This is a genomic window from Paucisalibacillus algeriensis (assembly GCF_000577245.1).
Lineage (GTDB): Bacteria > Bacillota > Bacilli > Bacillales > Amphibacillaceae > Ornithinibacillus.
Genome location: NZ_CBYO010000001.1, coordinates 231,585 through 251,370, shown reverse-complemented (window position 1 = coordinate 251,370; position 19,786 = coordinate 231,585). Strand labels below are relative to the sequence as shown.

Genomic DNA, 19,786 nt, shown 5'->3' with positions numbered 1-19,786 from the left:
CTACTCTGCTAACGGTACAATACACGACTCATCATTATTCTTCGCTGCATTTACATAACTCGAAACATTGTATGCTGTAAGCTCTTCTGGTTCTACATGAAAGAGAAATTCATGTGCCTCAACTGGCTCCATACGTTCTGGCGCAATCCACTCATCTTCCTTTTCCTTAGGTAAAATAATGGGCTCACGATGATGAATTTCTTTCATAAACGGATTAGCGTCGCGGGTTAAGATCGTACAAGTAAATAGATCCTTATTATTATGACTCCATTTATCCCACAATCCTGCAAATGCGAACAACTTACGATTAGCAATGTGGATACGTTTCGGTTGTTTACTTCCATCTTCATTTCTTTTCCACTCATAAAAACTATCGGCTATAACCAAACATCGTTTTCGGGACATAAGATTTTTAAAGCTCGGTTTTTCATGTGCGGATTCACTTCTAGCGTTAATCATTTTGTAACCAATTTTTTCATCCTTTGCCCATGAAGGAACGAGTCCCCAGCGCAGGTAGCCTGCACGTTTCTTTTTCCCGTCATGAATAATTGCAAGTACATTTTGCCCTGGTGCGATATTGTAACTTGGATGATAATCTCTAATCTCTTGTTCAATTCCAAATTCCTCTAGAATTTCTAGTTCATCTGCTAGCATCGTATATCTTCCGCACATATCCTAATCCCCCAATCAAAAAATACTTAAATCCCATTGTGATGCGATATGCTTTAATAATTTCATCCCTGCAATGCTGTTTCCTCTGTCTTCTAGTGCGGGGCCATATACGCCAATTCCACATCCTTCTATAAAAGGAAATTGAGCAGTTCTCACCCGTGGCGGTGAAAGGGCTACAATTCCACCTGATACACCACTTTTGGCTGGGATACCGACATAGGTTGCAAATTTTCCGGATGCATCATACATCCCACATGTTAGCATTAACGCTTTGGTAATTCGAGCGATTTGCCGTGGGATTATCTCCTCTTCACTATCAGGATCTTCTCCATCATTTGCCAAAATTAACCCTATTCTAGCTAAATCCGCGACCGTGGTCTCGATTGAACACTGTTTAAAGTAAGTTTCCAGGGTTACTTCAAGGGATGACTCAAGAAATCCTGTTTCTACTAAATAATAGCCAATAGCTCGGTTTCTTGCAGAGGTTTCATCTTCTGATATAAAGACCTGCTGATTAATGTTTGGTCGATAACCGATAATTTTCTCCAGTAAACCAAAGACTGGCTCTAGTTTCTCCTGTGAGTTTTCCCCTTCTAATAGTGAGGTAACCGTTATAGCCCCAGCATTTACGAAGGGATTAAAAGGTTTATTCAGGCTTTTCATCTCTAAGTGCATAATCGAATTAAATGCCTCACCAGTTGGTTCTACATCTACCCGGTCCAGTACATAACCAACCCCTCTTTCCATACAAGCAACAATAAAGGTTAGCATTTTAGAGATACTTTGGATTGTAAATGTAACATCAGTATCACCGGAACTTATAGTCATACCGTTCTTTCCATAAATAGCAATCCCAAGGTGATCTGGGTTAGCTTCAGCTAGTACTGGGATATAGGAAGCCACTTTACCTTCTTGAGTTGTCTTTTGATAAAACGCTACCCAATCATCCACATAATTTTGTAACCATTCTTTATCTATTTGTGTATTTAAATTCATTGTACCTTGAACCATAAAACTCACCTCAACTTCTAAACATTACATCCTACTATTTCTAGTATGCATCGATACGATTGGGATAATGATTTTATTTGTACAAAAAAACAGCGGGAAAACCATCCTCCCAACTGTTTGTATATTCCCAGATGTATGTTATCGTGTAGTAATTACGAATTCCTCTTTTATTTTTTCCTGTTTGTTTGTTTGAGGTAGCCCTGACTGAACAATGTCTTGAAGCTCTTTAGCAAGCTCTGCACTTTTTAATGATGCATAGTTTTCTGGAAAAATTGGATCATGAATAGTCATGCTTACTGATGTACCATTAACTCGTCCATTATTCTCCTCAAGCATCTTATAGGTTCCATTAATTGTCACCGGAACAATAGGAACATTTGCTTTTGTTGCCAAACGAAGACTCCCAGGCTTAAACTCATTAAGCTCTGCCCCTTTACTTCTAGTACCTTCTGGAAAAATCACAAGAGAATAACCGTTTTTTAGATTTTCAATTCCTTGATTTATTGCGTTCATAGACTGACGACGGTCTGTACGGTCAATAAATACACAATTTAATAATCCCATCCAAGATCTAATAATTGGTAGCTTGTTAATTTCTTTTTTTGCAATAAAGCCAATTGGCTTATCTAGATGTCCTAAGAAGGATAAAATATCAAATAAACCTTGATGGTTTGCAACGTACAGCACGGCTCCCTCTGGTACTTTTTCTCTTCCTGTTACCTGGACAATCGTACCGGTTGCTTTCATAACCTTTGCAGAAACATTCTGTGGTGTTTCAAATATCTCTTTTCTTATTTCAGCTGTTGTTGGTTGTTGGTATAATCGCTTTGCTTTTTGTAATTTAAAAATACTGCCTATAACTAAAATAACTGCATATGTATAAATCTTGATTGTAAATAACATAATGTTCCCCCCAAGACTTTATTATACTGCTAAAACGATGATGTTCAAGGAACATTTTCTTACCTGCTAATAATCATCATTAATCCGTTATTCCATTTTCTTAATAATCTCTTCTTTAAGTTCTCTATCATTAAAGAGATCGTACCAAGAATTGTCTCTAGCTAGTACTTGCAAATCTAATAATATAAACCCAATTATTTCTAAACTTTTCTTTACGGATGTTTCTTCCTCATCTGTAATGGTTCCTTTTTTCAGTGCTTCTTCCAGGATGAGTTGAACGTCCCTAAGCATATTTCCAATCTCATGAATATTGTTAGAAGGCTTAAAGTACATCTTTTGTTTGTCTTGCAATTCTCTAATATAGCTAGACAGAAATTGTTTTCCACTATCCGTCTCGAGTGCCTCTTCCAAATTTGTCTCTTTAATCTCCCTAACAAAATAGCGTGTATCACTTACTAAGTGATAATAGTCCATGCCAGTTTCATTTTTCATGTTTCTTATTTCTTTATATAATGATGAACTTAAGAGCATCAGTAGAAAACAAGATAAAACTAATATCCCAATTACCATATTTTTTTTCATCAAATCCCCAATATTTGCTAGATTATCTTATTAATTTCACTACAAAATTCTGAAAAAATACCAATGAGAAAAAGGACGGTATTCCTAGAATACCGTCCTACACTACTTACCAATAAATTGTTGGGTCCAAACAATATCTTCTTTTACGAAACCTACGCCAATATGCGTATAGTTAGCATTCAAAATATTTTCACGGTGCCCCTCACTATTCATCCAAGCTTCCACAACTTCCTCAGGAGTAAACTGGCCTCTTGCTATATTTTCTCCTGCAGTATAGTACGTAACACCAAATTGATCCATCATATCAAAAGGGGAACCGTATGTTGGACTTGTGTGGTCAAAATAATCTTGTTCCGCCATATCGACTGACTTTGCACGGGCTGTCTCCGCAAGCTTTGCATCCACTGACAATGGTGCTAAACCATGTTTTGCTCGTTCCTTATTTGTTAATTCTACTACCTGTTTTTCAAATACCCCTTGATTAACCGTGTTATCAATACGTTTTATAAACTGCTGTGTCCAATGAAATCCATCCGCAGAAAAGCCAACACCTATATGTGTAAAATCTGGATGTAAAATGTTTTCCTTATGACCTTCACTAGTCATCCAATCCTGCACCACCTCTATCGGTGATGTTTGCCCTCTTGCAATATTTTCACCTGCCGAGTAATACTTCACTCCAAAACTATTCATCATATCAAAAGGGGAACCATACGTTGGACTATCATGGGAAAAATAGTCATCACCAGCCATATCGAGCGACTTTTCTCGTGCAACTTCTGCTAATTTCTTATCTAGCTTTAAATGTTTTAACCCTCGTTTTTCTCTTTCTATATTAGTAAGCCTTAGGACCTCTTGTTCAAACTCAGTTTGATCGACAATTATTTTTTTCGGAGAACTTTTTTTCTGCTTGGGCTGTTTTTCTTTAATTTGCTTTTGTTCGACATTAGGTTTGTCCTCTTGTTTCTCAGGTTTTTGAACAATAACTTCTTGTTCCGTTTCCGTTATCACTTTTTCTTTCTTTATAGCCAATACTTGTTTATTTAGTTCTTTCCAATCTATCTGTGCTAAGAGATCCTTATGCATATCTTGTGGTATGTGAAAATATTCATCTATTGTGGAAGCAGTATATTTATAGAACGATCCATCCTTGAAAATGTATCTTTCAAATCCTTTATTTTCTGCTAATACGAATCCTGGTATTACAAAAATTGTAACAAATAAAAAGAGTAATCCTACTCGTATGTATTTATACTTCATGTTGCTTGCACCCCCTTACATGAATTTTCTACAAGGATTCGACAAAGCTAATTTCATTATCGCATGTTATTACATCAATGGATTTTCCAGTTTTATTACAATTGTTTAAAAATGTAAAGCAATTGAAACTTGAGTTCGCGCTGAAAATACCTTATTTTATATAGTAGCGTCACTTTTTTAGACTTAACCCAATTATTGCTAATAATGTTAACTAGATTGCAGATAATAATAATATATTGTCTTTTAACACCCATAAATTATTTGTCGAACTAGAATGTTATATCGAAATACTATTCGTCATCATTGGAGGAACTCATTATGTTTTCTAATGCAGAAATCGGAATCGATTTAGGAACTGCAAATATACTTATTTATTCAAAGAATAAAGGAATTATCTTAAATGAACCATCGGTTGTAGCAATCGATATTAATACAAAGCAAGTTGTGGCAGTTGGACAAGAAGCAAAAGAGATGATTGGTAAAACACCGAGAAACATTGTACCAATCCGCCCATTACGAGATGGGGTTATTGCGGACTATGATATTACCGCACAAATGCTAAAGGCTTTCTTGAAAAAAGTAAGCAAAAAACTCGGCATGTCCATGCGTAAGCCAAATGTAGTTGTTTGTACACCATCTGGTAGCACAACCGTCGAAAGAAGAGCAATTCATAATGCGGTGACAAGCTATGGTGCTAAAACTGTTCATTTAATTGAAGAACCTGTAGCTGCAGCAATTGGTGCTGATCTACCGGTTGATGAACCAATCGCTAACGTGATTGTTGATATTGGTGGAGGTACTGCTGAGATCGGTATTATTTCGCTTGGAGGAGTAGTTTCTTCTAGCTCTGTTCGAGTTGGTGGAGACAAGATGGATGATGAGATTATCCAGTACATCCGCAAGAAATACAATATTTTAATTGGTGAACGTACTGCTGAAAATGTGAAAATGGAAATTGGATATGCACATCCAAATCACAAAGAAGAGTTTGTGGATATTCGTGGCCGCGATATGGTCACTGGTTTACCAAAAACTATCTCCATTTCTTCGCAAGAGGTTTATGAAGCAATCAAAGAATCTCTTGAGCGAATTTTACATGCAATCCGTGTAACACTGGAAAACTGTCCACCTGAATTAAGTGGTGACATCGTTGATCACGGAATCGTTATTACTGGCGGTGGCTCTTTATTAAAAGGTATGCAAGAATGGCTTGCAAATGAACTATCAGTACCAGTTCATTTAGCACCAAATCCTTTAGAGTCCGTAGCGATTGGTACTGGTAAAGCGATTAAGATGATTTCTAAGCTTGAAAAGGCTGCAAAGTAGTAATCTAACGGGGGTTTTTGGCTCCCGTTTTTTTGTTAGACTATGATTGGGGATTTAATATATGTCCTCTTGTTCGGGCGGATGCTTCCGGAACTTGGGTATGGCTCTGTTGCTCGGGTGCATGATCCGAATCCTCGAGCACATGGTTCCGAAGCTCAGGTGCATACTCGGAATTCTCGGGCTCATCTATTTTAGGCACATCCCCTCCCTCATCATAATAAACTCATTAAAATTATACAATACCTGTTTACAAATTTTTCAGAATACATTAAACTATATGAAAGAGTCATGTTAAAACGCTTACACCGTTCGTCCGCATGACCTTTCCTGAATTTTTTTGAAGTTAATTTTACTGCCTAGCTTGTTCACAGCTCAAATCCTGATCTGTTTCAACAAGCCTTAAGCCAGTTCAAGATGATTACAGCAATTTGCTGTTTTCATTTTGAATTGGCTTTTTTTATTGAAAATAGAAAGGAGTGAAGCCGTGTCAGGAGCTTTAGAGAAAATAAGAGTTCTTGATTTAACTCGGGTCCTTGCAGGTCCGTACTGTACGATGATTCTTGGGGATCTCGGTGCTGAGGTTATCAAGGTTGAAGCACCTGGTGGAAGTGACGAAACGCGGAAATGGGGGCCACCATTTCAGAACGATGTTAGTGCCTATTATCTGTGTGCAAACCGCAATAAAAAAAGTATCACGCTCAACCTTAAATCAGAAGAAGGCATCGAAACGATTAAAAATCTGGTAAAGGAATCAGATGTTATCATTCATAATTTCAAAACAGGAACCATGGAACGTTTCGGAATTGATTATGAACAACTAGCCCAGATAAATCCGGGCATTGTTTACTGCTCCATCACTGGTTTTGGGGAAACTGGTCCATATAAAGATTTACCTGGCTATGATTTTATCATTCAAGGGATGAGTGGGTTGATGTCCATCACAGGAGATGAGCAATCTGGACCGCAAAAAGTTGGTGTGGCAATTACGGATATTCTAACCGGCTTATATGCAGCAATTGGTATCCAAGCCGCATTATTAGAACGAGAAAAGTCTGGAAAAGGGCAAAAGCTTGATCTCTCACTATACGATACTGCTGTTAGTGCACTGATTAACATAGGTAGTAATTACCTAATGTCTGGAAATATCCCATCCCGACTTGGAAATCATCATGCCAATATCGTGCCATACCAAACGTTTCAAACAATGGATGGAGAAATGGTGGTTGCTGTTGGAAATGACAATCAGTTCAAAGCTTTTTGTACTATTTTAGGAAAAGATCAATATAGTGAAGATGAGCGTTTTAAGACAAATCCAGCTCGTGTGGAAAATCGTGACATCATTGTTCCGCTAATCCAGGATGTCCTTTTGACCAAACCTACCAGTTACTGGCTAGATAAATGCCATGAGAATAATATTCCATGTGGGCCGATTCAAAACTTGGAGGAAGTCACGGAAGATCCACAGTTACATGCGCGAGACATGTTCCTGGAAGCAGATCATCCAACTGCTGGACTTATCAAAATGATTGGTAGTCCATTAAAACTATCTCGGACTCCTGTTTCATTGCGACACCACCCTCCAAATGCGGGTGAGCATAATCATGAAATCTTACATTCTAACAAATCTAATTTTAATTAATAGGAGAGATGACAAATGAATTTTAATTTTACAGAAGAACAAAACATGTTACGAGATACGGTGAGAAGTTTTGTAGATAAAGAGATTATGCCGTATATTGCTGATTGGGACCGGCAAGGACAATTTGACCCAAATATATACAATAAGCTAGCTAACCTTGGCTTAATGGGTGTTTGTATCCCTGAAGAGTATGGTGGAAGTGGCATGGATTATAATGCTCTCGCCATTGTGTGTGAAGAGCTTGAACGTGGGGATACTGCATTCCGTACAGCTGTTTCTGTTCATACAGGTCTTAATTCTATGACTCTACTACAATGGGGAAATGAAGAGCAAAAGCAAAAATATCTAACACCTCAAGCTAAAGGTAATAAAATTGGGGCTTTCGGTTTAACAGAGCCTGGTGCTGGATCTGACGTTGCAGCCTTACAATCTACAGCAGTTAAGGATGGGGATCATTATATTTTAAATGGCTCAAAAACATGGATTTCCCTATGTGATGTTGCAGACCATTTCCTAGTGTTCGCTTATACAGAAAAATCGAAAAAACATCACGGTATTTCTGCATTTATCGTAGAACGAACTTGGGATGGATTCTCTTCAAAAGCAATCAAAGGAAAACACGGAATTCGTTCCGGTAATACTGGTGAGATTTTCTTTGATAATGTAAGAGTTCCTGCTGAAAACCTACTTGGTGAAGAAGGAGAAGGTTTTAAAATTGCGATGTCTGCACTTGATAATGGTCGCTTCACTGTTGCTGCAGGTGCAGTTGGTCAGATCATGGCTTGTATCGAATCAAGTGTAAAGTATTGCCATGAACGTGAAACGTTTGGCAAATCAATTGGCCGCCATCAACTAGTACAACAAATGATTGCAAAAATGGAAGCTGGTCTACAAATGAGTCGCCTTCTAGTATATCGTGCTGGAGAACTAAAAAACGAAGGAAAGCGTAATACTAGAGAAACTTCTCTTGCAAAATGGCAAGCATGTGATTTTGCCAATAAAGCAGCAGACGATGCTATGCAAATTCATGGTGCTTATGGTTATTCAGATGAATATCCAGTGGAGCGTTACTTACGTAACTCAAAAGCTCCAGTTATATACGAAGGAACACGCGAAATTCACACAGTCATGCAAGCAGAATATGTTCTTGGTTACCGTACAGATAAGCCATTAAATAAAATGCTACCAGCATGGAATCCAGATAAAGAATTAGTCTAAATTAACCCATAAAAAATCGCACCTGCAAATTGATAGAATAATGCAGGTGCGATATGCTTATTTATAGAATAAAAGATATTTTGGGGAGGATTGTACATGATTTCAACGTTAACAAAGAGTATCTATATAAATGGAGAATGGCGTGAAGTGGATGAATCAAAGACACAAACTGTCTACAACCCAGCAACCCTAGAACCAATTACAGACGTGTCATACGGTGGACAAGAAGAAACTAAGGAAGCGATTGAAGCAGCATCTAAGGCTTTCCCTGCCTGGAGTGAAATGACCGGAAGACAGCGTTCTCGTGTACTATATAAAGCAGCAGAACTCATGCGCAAAGATGCAAAACGACTGGGTGAAATTTTGACTAGAGAACAAGGAAAACCACTAAACGAAGCGATTGGCGAAGTAAAAGGAGCCGCGGGATTTTTACTTTGGTATGCAGAAGAAGCATCCCGCGGTTACGGGGAGTGGATTCCTTCTTCCGTTAAATCAAAGCGTATGTTAGTTATTCCTAAACCGATTGGTGTAGTTGGAGCAATCACACCGTGGAATTTCCCATCATCCATGATTACGAGGAAATTAGGTCCCGCATTAGCTGCAGGATGTACGGTTGTATTAAAGCCATCACCAGAGACTCCTCTATCAGCTATTGAGATTGTAAAGATTTTTGAAGAAGCTGGCATGCCTCCAGGTGTTGTTAACTTAGTAACTGGAGATGCACAAGCTATCGGAAAAGAAATGCTAACAAATAAAGATGTAAAGCTTATTACCTTCACCGGCTCTACTGCTGTTGGAAAATACTTAATGCGTGAAGCTGCAGATCAAGTGAAGAAGGTATCCCTTGAGCTTGGAGGTCATGCACCAATCATCGCCTTTGAAGATGCTGATATAGACAAAGCGACTACGTTGTCTATCGCAAGTAAATTCCGTAACAACGGGCAAACTTGCATTTGTGCAAACAGACTATATGTTCATGAATCGATTGCGGATGAATTTACTGCTTTATTAAAGGAAAAGTTAGAGAAGATGAAAGTTGGTTCTGGACTAGAAGATGGTGTAGAACTTGGACCATTAATTAGTGAGCAAGCTCGTGAAAAGGTTGAAGCTCATCTTGCGGATGCCCTTGAAAAAGGTGCTGAAATTGTATCTGGTGGAAACAAATGGGACGGTGAGTTACAAGGTTATTTCTGCCCACCGACTATTGTTAAAAACGCAAAAGATGATATGGTGGTAATGAACCAAGAAACTTTTGGACCACTTTTCCCTATTCAATCGTTCACGGATGAAGATGAAGTGATTAAAAAAGCAAATAACACGGATTACGGCTTGGCTGCATATATTTTCACAGAAAACACGAGGCGCACATTACGCGTTGCAGAAAAACTTGATTATGGTATGGTCGGTGTGAACGATGTCTTCCCTTCTGTTCCAGAAGCGCCATTTGGTGGCATTAAGCAATCTGGTAGTGGTGGTAAAGAAGGCGGACATCATGGAATGGATGAATTTTTGGAGAAGAAGTTAGTTTCGATAGCGATTGATTAATTACAAAGATCGGTATAGCAGTTTTACTATACCGATCTTTATCTAATATTCAACAATCAATTCTCCGTGAGGACCTAATTGGTACTCATACAACTTTCCATCTTCATGATAAAAACTAATTTTGTAGGAATCTATTTCATTATCTTCGTTCCATGTAATATATAGTTGAGCCTGAGTCCTATTATCTTTTGTTTCCTTATGTTGCTTCACTTTTCCACCCTCGAAGTAAGACAGATCACCTTCACGGAAATTAAATTGCCACTCTTCATCAATGGATTCAGACTCTGCTTTAACATAAAGTTCACCTATTAATTGTTGAATGAATTCCTTCGTCATACCTAATGTAATATTTTCACTAATTGCCATTACCATTTCATTATCAAATCTTGTTAATATTTCGCCCGTATTTTTGGGATCATCTTGAAAATCCGCAAGAGTGCCCTTTGTAAGATTTAAAATTAAACCTGATTGATAATCTCCTGTTAGCTCAAATGATATTTCTTTCTTATCTTTAATATTAAGGAAATATTGGGATGATGTATAAAGTGTTTCACCTTCTTTATTCATTTTTCCTGCTTGCTTCTCCTTGATAATTACTTCCAAGATAACTGGGTACTCTAAGTCTATATCATCCTGAGTGATCTGAAATTCAAAGGATCCACCTTGTTTTATCGATGACCCATTGGCATTCATATTACCTTGGGTAGTTAATTTCTCACCCTGATATATATTTAATTCCATTGAAGGAATTTCAGAATTTGTGTTATTTATTACCTCGATTTTTACCGCTTCTTCACTAATTGTTCCCGAACTGGAATCCTGTGAACCAACAATTCCATTATTGCTTATAAAAGGAAGATCGTTATTACTCAATAAGGAAGTGACTACAACAAATAAAAGAAATAACGTAATGGCTGATGCAATATAGTATTTCCATTTAGTTATAAGCTTTTTAGATTTATGAGGACTATCGTTAATACTGAAATTTATACTATTAAATAACTCCATTCTCTCTTTTTCTGAAAGACTTACCTTTCGACTAATGGATTTAAAGTTTTTATTAAACTCATCTAAATCGAACCGTTTCATGTCGATAGTCCTCCTTCTCTAATTGTTTTCTTAGTGCAGACAACCCTCTAAATAATTGTACCTTAACTTTATTTTCGGTCCATTCCAAAATCTGTGCAGTTTCTTTAATAGAAAACTCCTTTATTTTCCTTAGTATAATGACATCACGATATGAGCGTTTTAGTTTACCAAGAGCCATATATAATTCCTTCTCTGACTCATTCAAAACTGCCATTTGCTCTGGTGTTGGAGCATTTTCCTTTAGGATTGCAAAGGAATCGGTTAGATATGTAATAGGCTTTTTCTTGCGTATGAAATCTATTGTTAGGTTCCTAGCGATACGGAAAAGCCACCCTCTTGCGTTCTCGCCTTGAAAGGTTTCAAGATTACTATAAGCTTTAATAAACGTGTCCTGTAAGATATCTTTTGCTAGCTCATGATCACCTATCAAAAAGAATACGTAATTATAAATATCATTACTATAGGATGAATACCACTCGCTAATCTGCTCTTTCCTGAAGTGTTGGTCCATGACCTCAAGTCCTCTCAAAATATGAATTCACTTAAACAACGAAGCGGGCTTTAAAAAGTTACACCTGACAATTTCTTTTTTTATAAACAAAGGCGCTCTATAATGAGCGCCTTTAGATTTTCAACCTCTTCATTAAATGGATAAACATATTTAAATCCATTCCACCCAATATTTATAATGTATATACAACAAACTCTTCAAACTTCTCTTCTTCCTCCGAAAAAGGATTATGATTACTCTCCTCAAATATCGTTAAAGAAGCATTCGGGATTAGCTCAGCAATCTCTATCCCAAACTTCATAGGGCATTGTGCATCATATTTACCTGTATAAATAAAACTTGGTAGATTTACACTTCTAAGTTCCTCTCGAATATCATAGGTTGGATACTCTACTTTTCTAAAATAATCTAATCTTGGTCCCACTGTCTTACCGCTATTTGGCTTCTTCATTGACTCTTGAAGTTTCTCTTCAGAATAATAAGACATTAGTGCCCACTCGTATCCTACTTCTCTCCGTTTTTCAATGGGAGTAGTCGGGTCTTCTAATAAATTCATAATCTCTACGATTCGATTAAAGTTTGGATTCTTACTACAATAAATGGAATCCGGATCTGCACCATACTCATAGCTTGCTGCAGCCCCACCTGCAATAATCTTGGTTAATGAATCTGGACTATTAATTGCATATTTTAAAGCAAGCATGCCTCCCGTTGAATGTCCAGCAATTCCCCACATTTCATGACCTAGCGCTTCTCGAATTGCTTCTAAATCCAATACAGTATTATCCATACTATACTCACTCTCATCAACAGCTTGAGCAGAGTTTCCTGCCCCCCTCAAATTAATAAGGTATACATGATAATGTTCGGTAAATGGGTTGGCAAAAGAATTACCTTTTTCGTTATAGGCACTATAATGATGAGTTACCGCAAGAGGCTCTCCTTCACCTTTTTCGAATAGCTCAAATACTCCTCTATTTGTTTCTATTAATCTCTGTTTCCACATAAATAATTTCCCCCTTGTATTTTTTTATCTTATTAAATTCTAGCAATATAATCATTGATGATGGGTATATCAGGAGGGCTAATATTATCAGGAAGGTCTTGTAAACTAAAAAAGTTCAGTTCTTCCACTTCACTCTCTTCCTTTTTTAGCCCACCCTCATAGTTTTTACAAGTAAAAACAGCTACAACATTATGAACCTCATCACCATGAGGATATTTATAGTAGAACTCCTCACCAGAATAAACATTTAATAGGTTTAAACTTTTCGCAATAAGTCCTGTTTCCTCTAGTAACTCTCTTTCAGCAACTTCTTGTAACGATTCACCTGGTTCCATTGAGCCACCAGGTAAGCCCCAGCAGTTATTATCCTTTCTCAGCTGTAGTAAAAGTCTATCTTTCTTATCAATCACAAGCACGCATGCTCCTACCATAATTAGAGGCTGTGAGCCTACCACTTTCCTTAACTCTTTTATGTATCCCATATGTACTCTCCATTTATATTCAATCTATTTTTTGAATCTATTTTTTTCATTTCACTCAATATATAATCTCTTAAACAAAGAAGCCCTTTTTTATCTATTTTACTAGTATCAGATTTGCCGGAATAATCATTAACAATATTTTGTATAATACTTTTCAGCTTGGGAGGTAATATATGTAACCCCCACTCCCCTGCTTCCTGTTTAGAAGAAATTACTCCTTCCTTAAGATACCAATACACACGAAGCAAATTTAAAGAACAATATATAGGGTTATCTACTATACCTACTAAGCAATCTTCAAAGTCTTCCATAATAGAAGATAAGTAATCTGATTTAGGAACTGAAGGGAACACTTCAACAATTGGCTTTCCCTCTAAACATATTCCCCGATGGTTAATTATCATTATATAAGCTGCTAAATCCGGATCCAAATTGATTGAATCATTTATAAATTCACCTGTTGCCCTATTAATATCATCCTTATACCGTTCTCTCCAATGCTCACTAAAATGAAAATCAAATGGACATGGATGTTGCCAGTTATGTAATTGGCTCATATTCAGAACGCTAATTTCGATTGGAAAGGGAGAGTTAGAATGCGAAAGAAAAAGCTGTGCCAATCTCCTTTTAGTTTTCCTAGATATAGGTTCCTTTGTAACTAGTATAAGATCTATATCACTTCTATTTGGGTTAAATCCTCCCATAGCTAATGAACCATGAAGGTATATACCAATGATATTATGATTACAAATCTCATTAATCTCTGCCTGCAGAGTTAAAACAAATTTTTCTATATTTGAAGTACGCGTTTCCCACGAATAAGACATTTAGATTCCTCTATCTATATAATATTTTGGTCCAACCATGCTTCCACTATCCGAAAGAACCTATCTTCCTTCCACAAAAGCAATGTATCCATTTCACCAATCTCTTTTTCAAAATCCTGAAACATGCAATCAGCTACAAAATAACCTAACCTTGTGAAACCAAAAGTTTCCCCTCCATTAATGGAAAACCACTCTTTAAAAATCTCTTTATTCGATCTACCACTACGCAGATCCTCCGTAAACTTTTTTAATAGTACTTGCCTATTTCCTCTAGCAAATTTCAGCCACTCGTCCCCATTATCCGTATAAGAAAAATATATAGAATCATTTAAATCTGGAACAATCTGTTTTGAAAAATGAGTCGCTGTACCTTCTTGTAGCAACCATGTATATGGATGGTCCCACTGAACTAATTTCCAATCCATGTGATGCTTATTGGAAAAAATATTATGTGCAGCATGTCCAAACTCATGTGCAATCAATACTTTTAGCGGATCCTCTTTATAGGTTAATCTCTCCATTGCCAACGTAATATCTGGGATAATTTTATGATTCGTGTAGCCATTAGAACCATATGCACCCACAATTAGGTTAACCGTAATAGGAAAATTAAGTTGATAGTTTGATTGATATGCTTGTTCAACAATTTCTATCAGCTTAACAATACGGTCATGAACCTTTTCTATCGAATCCCAATCAGTTGGGTATTTTTGAATGGCTTGATTAAGCCGTATATCAGTATTCTTACAATGAATTTGAAAATAGAAATTGAAAATATCAGGGTGTTTTTCATAGTACTGTCTTAAGCTTTGAATAGTAAGGTTATCTGGAAAGGAACCAAATGTATCATTAATATTCATTCTCTTTATCCACCTTTCTACTTTTTTCACTATACTGTAAGATTAATTACCTAGAACAACAGTGGAAATCAGCTAAAAACAAGATGTTTGTCCAATTGTACCCTCAAGTTTTGAATAAACTATCACGTAAGATAATTTATAGATAAGGAGGGATAGAAGTGAAATTATACCTTGATCCCGGTCATGGTGGATCTGACCCCGGTGCACAGGGAAATGGCTTAAGGGAAAAGGATATTAACCTTGATATAGCTTTAAACATTCAAAGTCTCCTTACAAACCAGTATGAGAATGTATCCGTTAAGATGAGTAGAACTAGTGATATTACTAAAAGTTTAGTTCAGCGAACAAATGAAGCCAATTCATGGGGCGCGGATTATTATGTATCTATTCATTGCAATGCTTTTAATGGATCTGCACAAGGCTATGAAGATTATATTCATAGCGCTCTAACTGACTCCTCTCAGACCGCTAAATACCGAGATATACTTCATGCAGAAATTACTAGTGTAAATCAATTACAGAACCGCGGGAAGAAGAAAGCCAATTTTCATGTCCTACGAGAATCTACTATGCCTGCAATTTTATCAGAAAATGGGTTTATTGATAATAATCATGATGCTGCTTTGATGCGTGATCCTTCATGGCGACGGAAAGTTGCCCAAGGACATGTTAATGGCATTGCTCGTGCATTCAATCTGAAACGAAAGGATACAAATCCAGGTCCTTCTGTTTTGTACCGTATTATTGCTGGGTCCTTCCAATCGATAGACAATGCGGAAGAACGTGTCGCACATCTCAACAGACACCAAATTGACTCCTTTATTTCCTCCGTTACGGTTTCCGGAAAGCGTTGGTTTCGAGTGCAAGCAGGCGCATTTACAAACCGTAATAACGCAGAGGAACATCTTGCAACTGTAAAACGTGTTGTTTCGGATGCTTATATTGTACAGGAGTAACATTAATGAAAAAAAGAATAGTCAATGATAGTTCACTTTCGGTTTAAAAAATAGACATTGACTGGTTCCTGTGACATTACAAGGTTAAGCCCGATTCGAAGCTGGAATTGGGCTTATCCTTTCCCTTTAATCAAGTTTTTGTAATTGTAACCTTTCCTTCTCTATTATTTTCATGATCCCATTCCACTTGAATCTCAAACGTTCCTTCTTCAAAAAATAATGGAAACCGTCTTTTTATTGATATTTGCATTGGGAGTTTTAGAGCTTCTTCTTTGTCCACCCATACAACTTGCCCCTCGGGGCCATCTTCTATTAATTGACCTTTATAATCATTAGTTATGTAATTGAAAATCATATAACGATCATTCGCGACAGGATTTACATATTCATACAATCCTTTATATTTAAGATTGCTTACTTCTAATCCTGTTTCTTCTTTCACTTCACGGATAGCACTTTCCACAAAACTCTCCGGAAATTCAACCTTTCCACCTGGTGGTATAAACCCTTTAAAACTATCATGTTGACGATCTAGTAGAAGCACCTTATTACCAGTTTGAATCATACAAACTGTCCAAAATTTGTAGTTAATAGTACTGCACATTTACTTCACCTAATTGTCTAATTAATATTTATTATCTTTATTCTAACAAAAAATCAGTACTCCACCATTCATTTTTAGAAAATTTCTATCATTAATTACTCAAGTATTATGCTATTATTGAATTATCTATAATATATTGGTATGAAGTTCTAGATTAATTGATTTTAGGAAACTAAGGGGAGAAAAATCAATGTCAGAAAATCAAGATGTTTTATTTGAAAAAGAAGAGACAGAGAAAGTCAGTACTGGTAGTCAAAGGGTAGAAGGAGAGCCTACTGCGGCATTTAAAGGTGCATCATGGGCAGCCTTATTAATTGGTGTATCAGCTTACTTTATTGGCTTGTTTAATGCTACAATGCAGCTGAATGAAAAAGGATATTATTTTGCTGTTTTAGTCTTTGGTTTGTATGCTGCAGTATCTTTGCAAAAGGCTGTAAGGGACAAAGAAGAAGGTGTACCAGTTACTAATATTTATTACGGGATTAGTTGGTTTGCATTAATCATAGCCATATCGTTAATAGCTATAGGCTTATATAACGCTGGAAGTATTACATTAAGTGAAAAAGGGTTTTATGGAATGTCATTTGTTCTAAGTATATTTGCTGCAATAACCGTTCAAAAAAATATCCGAGATACACAAAAAGCAAGAGAAAAAATTATGTTATAGATTACATAGAAATTTCTAGCGTTATTAAAAAGAAACAGAAACCATCATGGAGGATAGTTTCTGTTTCTTTCATGATAAACAAACTCCCTTACAAGGATGAAGCGCCCTTCCTCTTTTCCAAATAAACCCCATACTGCTTATGCAAATCTTTAAGCGCGGAAACAATTGCATTGCCGGCTTTTCCCATGTAATGCCTTTTCACCGATTTAATGGGATCCTCTATCCCATCCTGCAAACTATATCCACGTAATAATTGATGAACAAAGTCACGACCATGTTCGGTTGCAAGGGTGCAACTCGCGGCCACAATCACACCATATTTTCGATCTATTTCAGCTGTGATGGTCAAGGTTTCATACATATTCTGTGCTGCCATTCCGGCCGGCAATCTAGCATGTCCTGCAATAAAAACTGTATTCATTTAGTCTACCACTCCTTGAATAAAACCACGAAATCCTAGTTTCCTAGATATAACTGCAGCTGTTTCCTTTGACTTCGCTTTGATTGTTTTCAGATTATCACCTTCGAAGTATGTAGATAAGCCACTAATCGTTAAGGCTGCAATAACACGATTATGATAATCATAGATTGGATAAGAGATACCAGTAGTATTTTCATCTTGTTCGCTAATACTATAAGAGTAGCCTTCCAAACGAATTCTTTGGAGTTCATCTTCAAATTTTATCCGGTTTATTCTACCCTTTGTTTCAGCTTGATTAAGGATCACTTCTTGTTTCTCTTTTGGTAGATTAGCCAATAAAAGCTTTGGCCCTGAACCAACATATAAGGGGGAGCTCTTACCAATCCTCGTGTATAAACGAATGGCTTTTGAGCTTTCCACTTTTTCTATATAAATTGCTTCGTTATGGTTGATGACCACCAAATGGACTGCTTCTTGAATTTCATTTGCCAAGGTTTCCATATAGGGATATGCAACTCGCCTTACTTCCAACTGGTCGGAAACAAGTTTTCCTAACTCCAAAAGCTTCAGCCCTAAACGATAGCGACTGTCATGCTCATTTTCCTTTAGCTTATAAACGAAGTTCATCGATTCAAGGGTCGTAAGCAAACGATAGGCCGTTGGTTTTGGAAGATTGGCACGTTCGGAAATTTCCTTAAGGGAAAGCTCATAGGTTTTTTCATCAAATAAATTTAATAGATTGAGTGCTTTCTTTACACTTTGATTCATTTCTATTCTCCTTGCATTCGCAATTAGAAAAAGGTCCCTCCGCGGTGCGCGCAGAGGGATAACCTTTATGCTTTAACCTTGGAACTAGATGTCACCAAAGATTCCTTAATTTGAACTCCCCGTTTTGCCATCTCGTTAATGTAGACATCACCAGGTACACTTTGTTCTGGTGGATATACACCCTTTTTAGCAATTGTTCCATTACCAATCATTTGGGCAACAACGGAGATGGTATTTGCTGTTGCTCTTGCCATAGCTGTTACGTTATGTTCGCGATCCTTAAACGTTGCCATTTCATATTGATAAGTAGTTTCTTCTCCATCCTTGACTCCAGAAACAACTACACGTAGAAGCACCGCATCATCTCGATCGCCTAGTTCAACAATTGGATCAAGAACTTTTAGGAAAACTTCTCTTGGCTTAATTTTTTGACCTCTTAATTCAATCTCATAATCATTGCGAGTAAGATTTAAGTCAACCAGTAATTGAAACTTCTCCGCATGACCTGGGTAACGAATAGTCTTATATTCGAGTGTTTCAATGTCAGGATATGAGATGGAAAGTGTTGATGTTCCACCAGAAGTATGGAAAGCCTCTAATGGACCAAACTTTTCAAAATGAAGACGCTCCACTTCGGATAGAGAAGGAACTTCCTGTTTTACACCGTTTCGAATAATTAAGGACGGATCTGTGTAATGATCAAACAGACCTTCCATCGAGAATACATGGTAGTACTCTAGTGGTGGTTCTGGCCTTACTGGAATTCCACCTACATATAGTTTAATAGATTTTAATTCGTCTAGTTTGCTTGCTCCATAGCCTGAAAGAATGTTAATCATTCCGGGTGCTACTCCAAGGTCAGGAATTAAGGTTACATTTGCAACTTCAGCATCTTCGTGCATAGCTAGAACTTTATCGGTTATATGTCCGATATGGCCGCCTAAATCGACGGAACTTACTCCAACTTGGATTGCTGTTTTGGCTACGATTTCGTTAAAGGAGTAAAATAGTGCATTTATTATGACGTCATATTGGCGCATGAAGTTTGCTAGTTCTTGTTCGTCTGATGCGTTTACTTGGAATGCGGTTAGTTTTGGTGAGTTTAGTTGGTCTACTACTTGTTGTGCGCGTTGTAGGTCGATGTCTGCTAGGCCTATTGCTGTTACTCCTTCGCTTTGTGTTAGGTCTCGTGCTGCTTCTTTTCCCATTAATCCTGATCCTAATACTCCGACTTTCATCGAATCACTCCTTTTGTGAATTATCATGATAATATTTTATTAACTTTCTGGTCAGGTCCGCGGTGGGAATAGACTTCGCTTTCCGTGGGCGGCTGGTGAGCCTCCTCAGAGCTAAAGCTCTTGCGGGGTCTCACCGATGCCTATCCTCCCACAGGAGTCTCCGTGTATTCCCACCGCTCAGTGCATCTATATCTGTTACTT

Annotated in this window: 21 protein-coding genes and 2 pseudogenes; 6 read left to right on the top strand and 17 right to left on the bottom strand. The window is 37.2% G+C overall.

Annotation, left to right across the window (positions count from 1 at the left end):
• The 6 genes and pseudogenes from TY11_RS01080 to TY11_RS21065 form a co-directional block, all read right to left on the bottom strand.
• Positions 1-672 (bottom strand): SOS response-associated peptidase, encoded by a 672-nt coding sequence (locus TY11_RS01080; protein ID WP_042142061.1) that lies wholly within the window; start codon positions 670-672, stop codon positions 1-3.
• A 15-nt stretch (positions 673-687) separates the two neighbouring features.
• Entirely contained in the window at positions 688-1,683 is a 996-nt protein-coding gene (locus tag TY11_RS01075) for a glutaminase (protein ID WP_042142060.1), read from the bottom strand.
• Positions 1,684-1,821: 138 nt separating this feature from the next.
• On the bottom strand, positions 1,822-2,586 hold the full coding sequence (locus TY11_RS01070; RefSeq protein ID WP_042142059.1) for a lysophospholipid acyltransferase family protein: 765 nt from the start codon (positions 2,584-2,586) through the stop codon (positions 1,822-1,824).
• A gap of 87 nt (positions 2,587-2,673) precedes the next feature.
• On the bottom strand, positions 2,674-3,168 hold the full coding sequence (locus tag TY11_RS01065; RefSeq protein ID WP_042142058.1) for a hypothetical protein: 495 nt from the start codon (positions 3,166-3,168) through the stop codon (positions 2,674-2,676).
• A 102-nt stretch (positions 3,169-3,270) separates the two neighbouring features.
• Positions 3,271-3,639 (bottom strand): annotated as a pseudogene (locus tag TY11_RS20770) (CAP domain-containing protein); the annotation flags it as partial.
• Between the two features lie 48 nt (positions 3,640-3,687).
• Positions 3,688-4,254 (bottom strand): annotated as a pseudogene (locus TY11_RS21065) (CAP domain-containing protein); the annotation flags it as partial.
• A gap of 492 nt (positions 4,255-4,746) precedes the next feature.
• On the opposite strand from TY11_RS21065, the gene mreBH reads away from it, so the two are divergent.
• Complete coding sequence (mreBH, locus tag TY11_RS01050) at positions 4,747-5,754, top strand: rod-share determining protein MreBH (protein WP_042142057.1); 1,008 nt, start codon at positions 4,747-4,749, stop codon at positions 5,752-5,754.
• Between the two features lie 40 nt (positions 5,755-5,794).
• On the opposite strand, the gene TY11_RS20335 is transcribed toward mreBH, so the two are convergent.
• The gene (locus tag TY11_RS20335) at positions 5,795-5,953 is read right to left on the bottom strand and encodes a hypothetical protein (protein WP_155982641.1); all 159 of its coding nucleotides are present in this window, start codon (positions 5,951-5,953) and stop codon (positions 5,795-5,797) included.
• A gap of 285 nt (positions 5,954-6,238) precedes the next feature.
• Here TY11_RS20335 and TY11_RS01045 point away from each other — a divergent pair, with 285 nt between their 5' ends.
• The 3 genes from TY11_RS01045 to TY11_RS01035 all read left to right on the top strand — a co-directional run bounded on the left by TY11_RS01045 (position 6,239) and on the right by TY11_RS01035 (position 10,156).
• On the top strand, positions 6,239-7,393 hold the full coding sequence (locus tag TY11_RS01045) for a CaiB/BaiF CoA transferase family protein (RefSeq protein WP_042142056.1): 1,155 nt from the start codon (positions 6,239-6,241) through the stop codon (positions 7,391-7,393).
• 15 nt (positions 7,394-7,408) lie between these two features.
• Entirely contained in the window at positions 7,409-8,611 is a 1,203-nt protein-coding gene (locus TY11_RS01040) for an acyl-CoA dehydrogenase family protein (RefSeq protein WP_042142055.1), read from the top strand.
• 96 nt (positions 8,612-8,707) lie between these two features.
• The gene (locus TY11_RS01035) at positions 8,708-10,156 is read left to right on the top strand and encodes an NAD-dependent succinate-semialdehyde dehydrogenase (RefSeq protein WP_042142054.1); all 1,449 of its coding nucleotides are present in this window, start codon (positions 8,708-8,710) and stop codon (positions 10,154-10,156) included.
• Between the two features lie 42 nt (positions 10,157-10,198).
• Here TY11_RS01035 and TY11_RS01030 read toward each other — a convergent pair whose 3' ends face one another.
• The 6 genes from TY11_RS01030 to TY11_RS01005 form a co-directional block, all read right to left on the bottom strand.
• The gene (locus tag TY11_RS01030) at positions 10,199-11,245 is read right to left on the bottom strand and encodes a hypothetical protein (protein ID WP_042142053.1); all 1,047 of its coding nucleotides are present in this window, start codon (positions 11,243-11,245) and stop codon (positions 10,199-10,201) included.
• Complete coding sequence (locus TY11_RS01025) at positions 11,223-11,756, bottom strand: RNA polymerase sigma factor (RefSeq protein ID WP_042142052.1); 534 nt, start codon at positions 11,754-11,756, stop codon at positions 11,223-11,225. The genes TY11_RS01030 and TY11_RS01025 overlap by 23 nt, the downstream gene beginning before the upstream one ends.
• Before the next feature lie 172 nt (positions 11,757-11,928).
• On the bottom strand, positions 11,929-12,762 hold the full coding sequence (locus tag TY11_RS01020) for an alpha/beta hydrolase (RefSeq protein ID WP_042142051.1): 834 nt from the start codon (positions 12,760-12,762) through the stop codon (positions 11,929-11,931).
• A gap of 32 nt (positions 12,763-12,794) precedes the next feature.
• Complete coding sequence (locus tag TY11_RS01015) at positions 12,795-13,244, bottom strand: NUDIX hydrolase (protein ID WP_042142050.1); 450 nt, start codon at positions 13,242-13,244, stop codon at positions 12,795-12,797.
• Positions 13,232-14,071, bottom strand: a complete 840-nt coding sequence (locus TY11_RS01010; RefSeq protein ID WP_052345682.1) for an aminoglycoside adenylyltransferase domain-containing protein — start codon at positions 14,069-14,071, stop codon at positions 13,232-13,234. Before TY11_RS01010 ends, TY11_RS01015 begins: the two co-directional genes overlap by 13 nt.
• A gap of 14 nt (positions 14,072-14,085) precedes the next feature.
• On the bottom strand, positions 14,086-14,931 hold the full coding sequence (locus TY11_RS01005) for a DUF5700 domain-containing putative Zn-dependent protease (RefSeq protein WP_042142049.1): 846 nt from the start codon (positions 14,929-14,931) through the stop codon (positions 14,086-14,088).
• A gap of 158 nt (positions 14,932-15,089) precedes the next feature.
• Here TY11_RS01005 and TY11_RS01000 point away from each other — a divergent pair, with 158 nt between their 5' ends.
• On the top strand, positions 15,090-15,887 hold the full coding sequence (locus TY11_RS01000) for an N-acetylmuramoyl-L-alanine amidase (RefSeq protein ID WP_042142048.1): 798 nt from the start codon (positions 15,090-15,092) through the stop codon (positions 15,885-15,887).
• Between the two features lie 130 nt (positions 15,888-16,017).
• Here the strand turns inward: TY11_RS01000 and TY11_RS00995 are convergent, their stop codons facing one another.
• Positions 16,018-16,491 carry an 8-oxo-dGTP diphosphatase gene (locus TY11_RS00995; RefSeq protein ID WP_042142047.1) on the bottom strand — a complete coding sequence of 158 codons (474 nt, stop codon included), beginning with the start codon at positions 16,489-16,491 and terminating at the stop codon, positions 16,018-16,020.
• Between the two features lie 190 nt (positions 16,492-16,681).
• Between TY11_RS00995 and yiaA the strand changes: the two genes are divergently transcribed.
• On the top strand, positions 16,682-17,158 hold the full coding sequence (yiaA, locus tag TY11_RS00990) for an inner membrane protein YiaA (RefSeq protein WP_042142046.1): 477 nt from the start codon (positions 16,682-16,684) through the stop codon (positions 17,156-17,158).
• 88 nt (positions 17,159-17,246) lie between these two features.
• Here yiaA and TY11_RS00985 read toward each other — a convergent pair whose 3' ends face one another.
• The 3 genes from TY11_RS00985 to TY11_RS00975 all read right to left on the bottom strand — a co-directional run bounded on the left by TY11_RS00985 (position 17,247) and on the right by TY11_RS00975 (position 19,612).
• A complete protein-coding gene (locus tag TY11_RS00985; RefSeq protein ID WP_042142045.1) occupies positions 17,247-17,579 on the bottom strand; it encodes a DUF3870 domain-containing protein in 333 nt (110 codons plus the stop codon).
• Positions 17,580-18,347: an IclR family transcriptional regulator gene (locus tag TY11_RS00980; RefSeq protein WP_042142044.1), complete on the bottom strand. Its 768-nt coding sequence runs from the start codon at positions 18,345-18,347 to the stop codon at positions 17,580-17,582.
• 65 nt (positions 18,348-18,412) lie between these two features.
• Positions 18,413-19,612: a saccharopine dehydrogenase family protein gene (locus tag TY11_RS00975; RefSeq protein ID WP_304413169.1), complete on the bottom strand. Its 1,200-nt coding sequence runs from the start codon at positions 19,610-19,612 to the stop codon at positions 18,413-18,415.
• Positions 19,613-19,786: the final 174 nt, after the last annotated feature.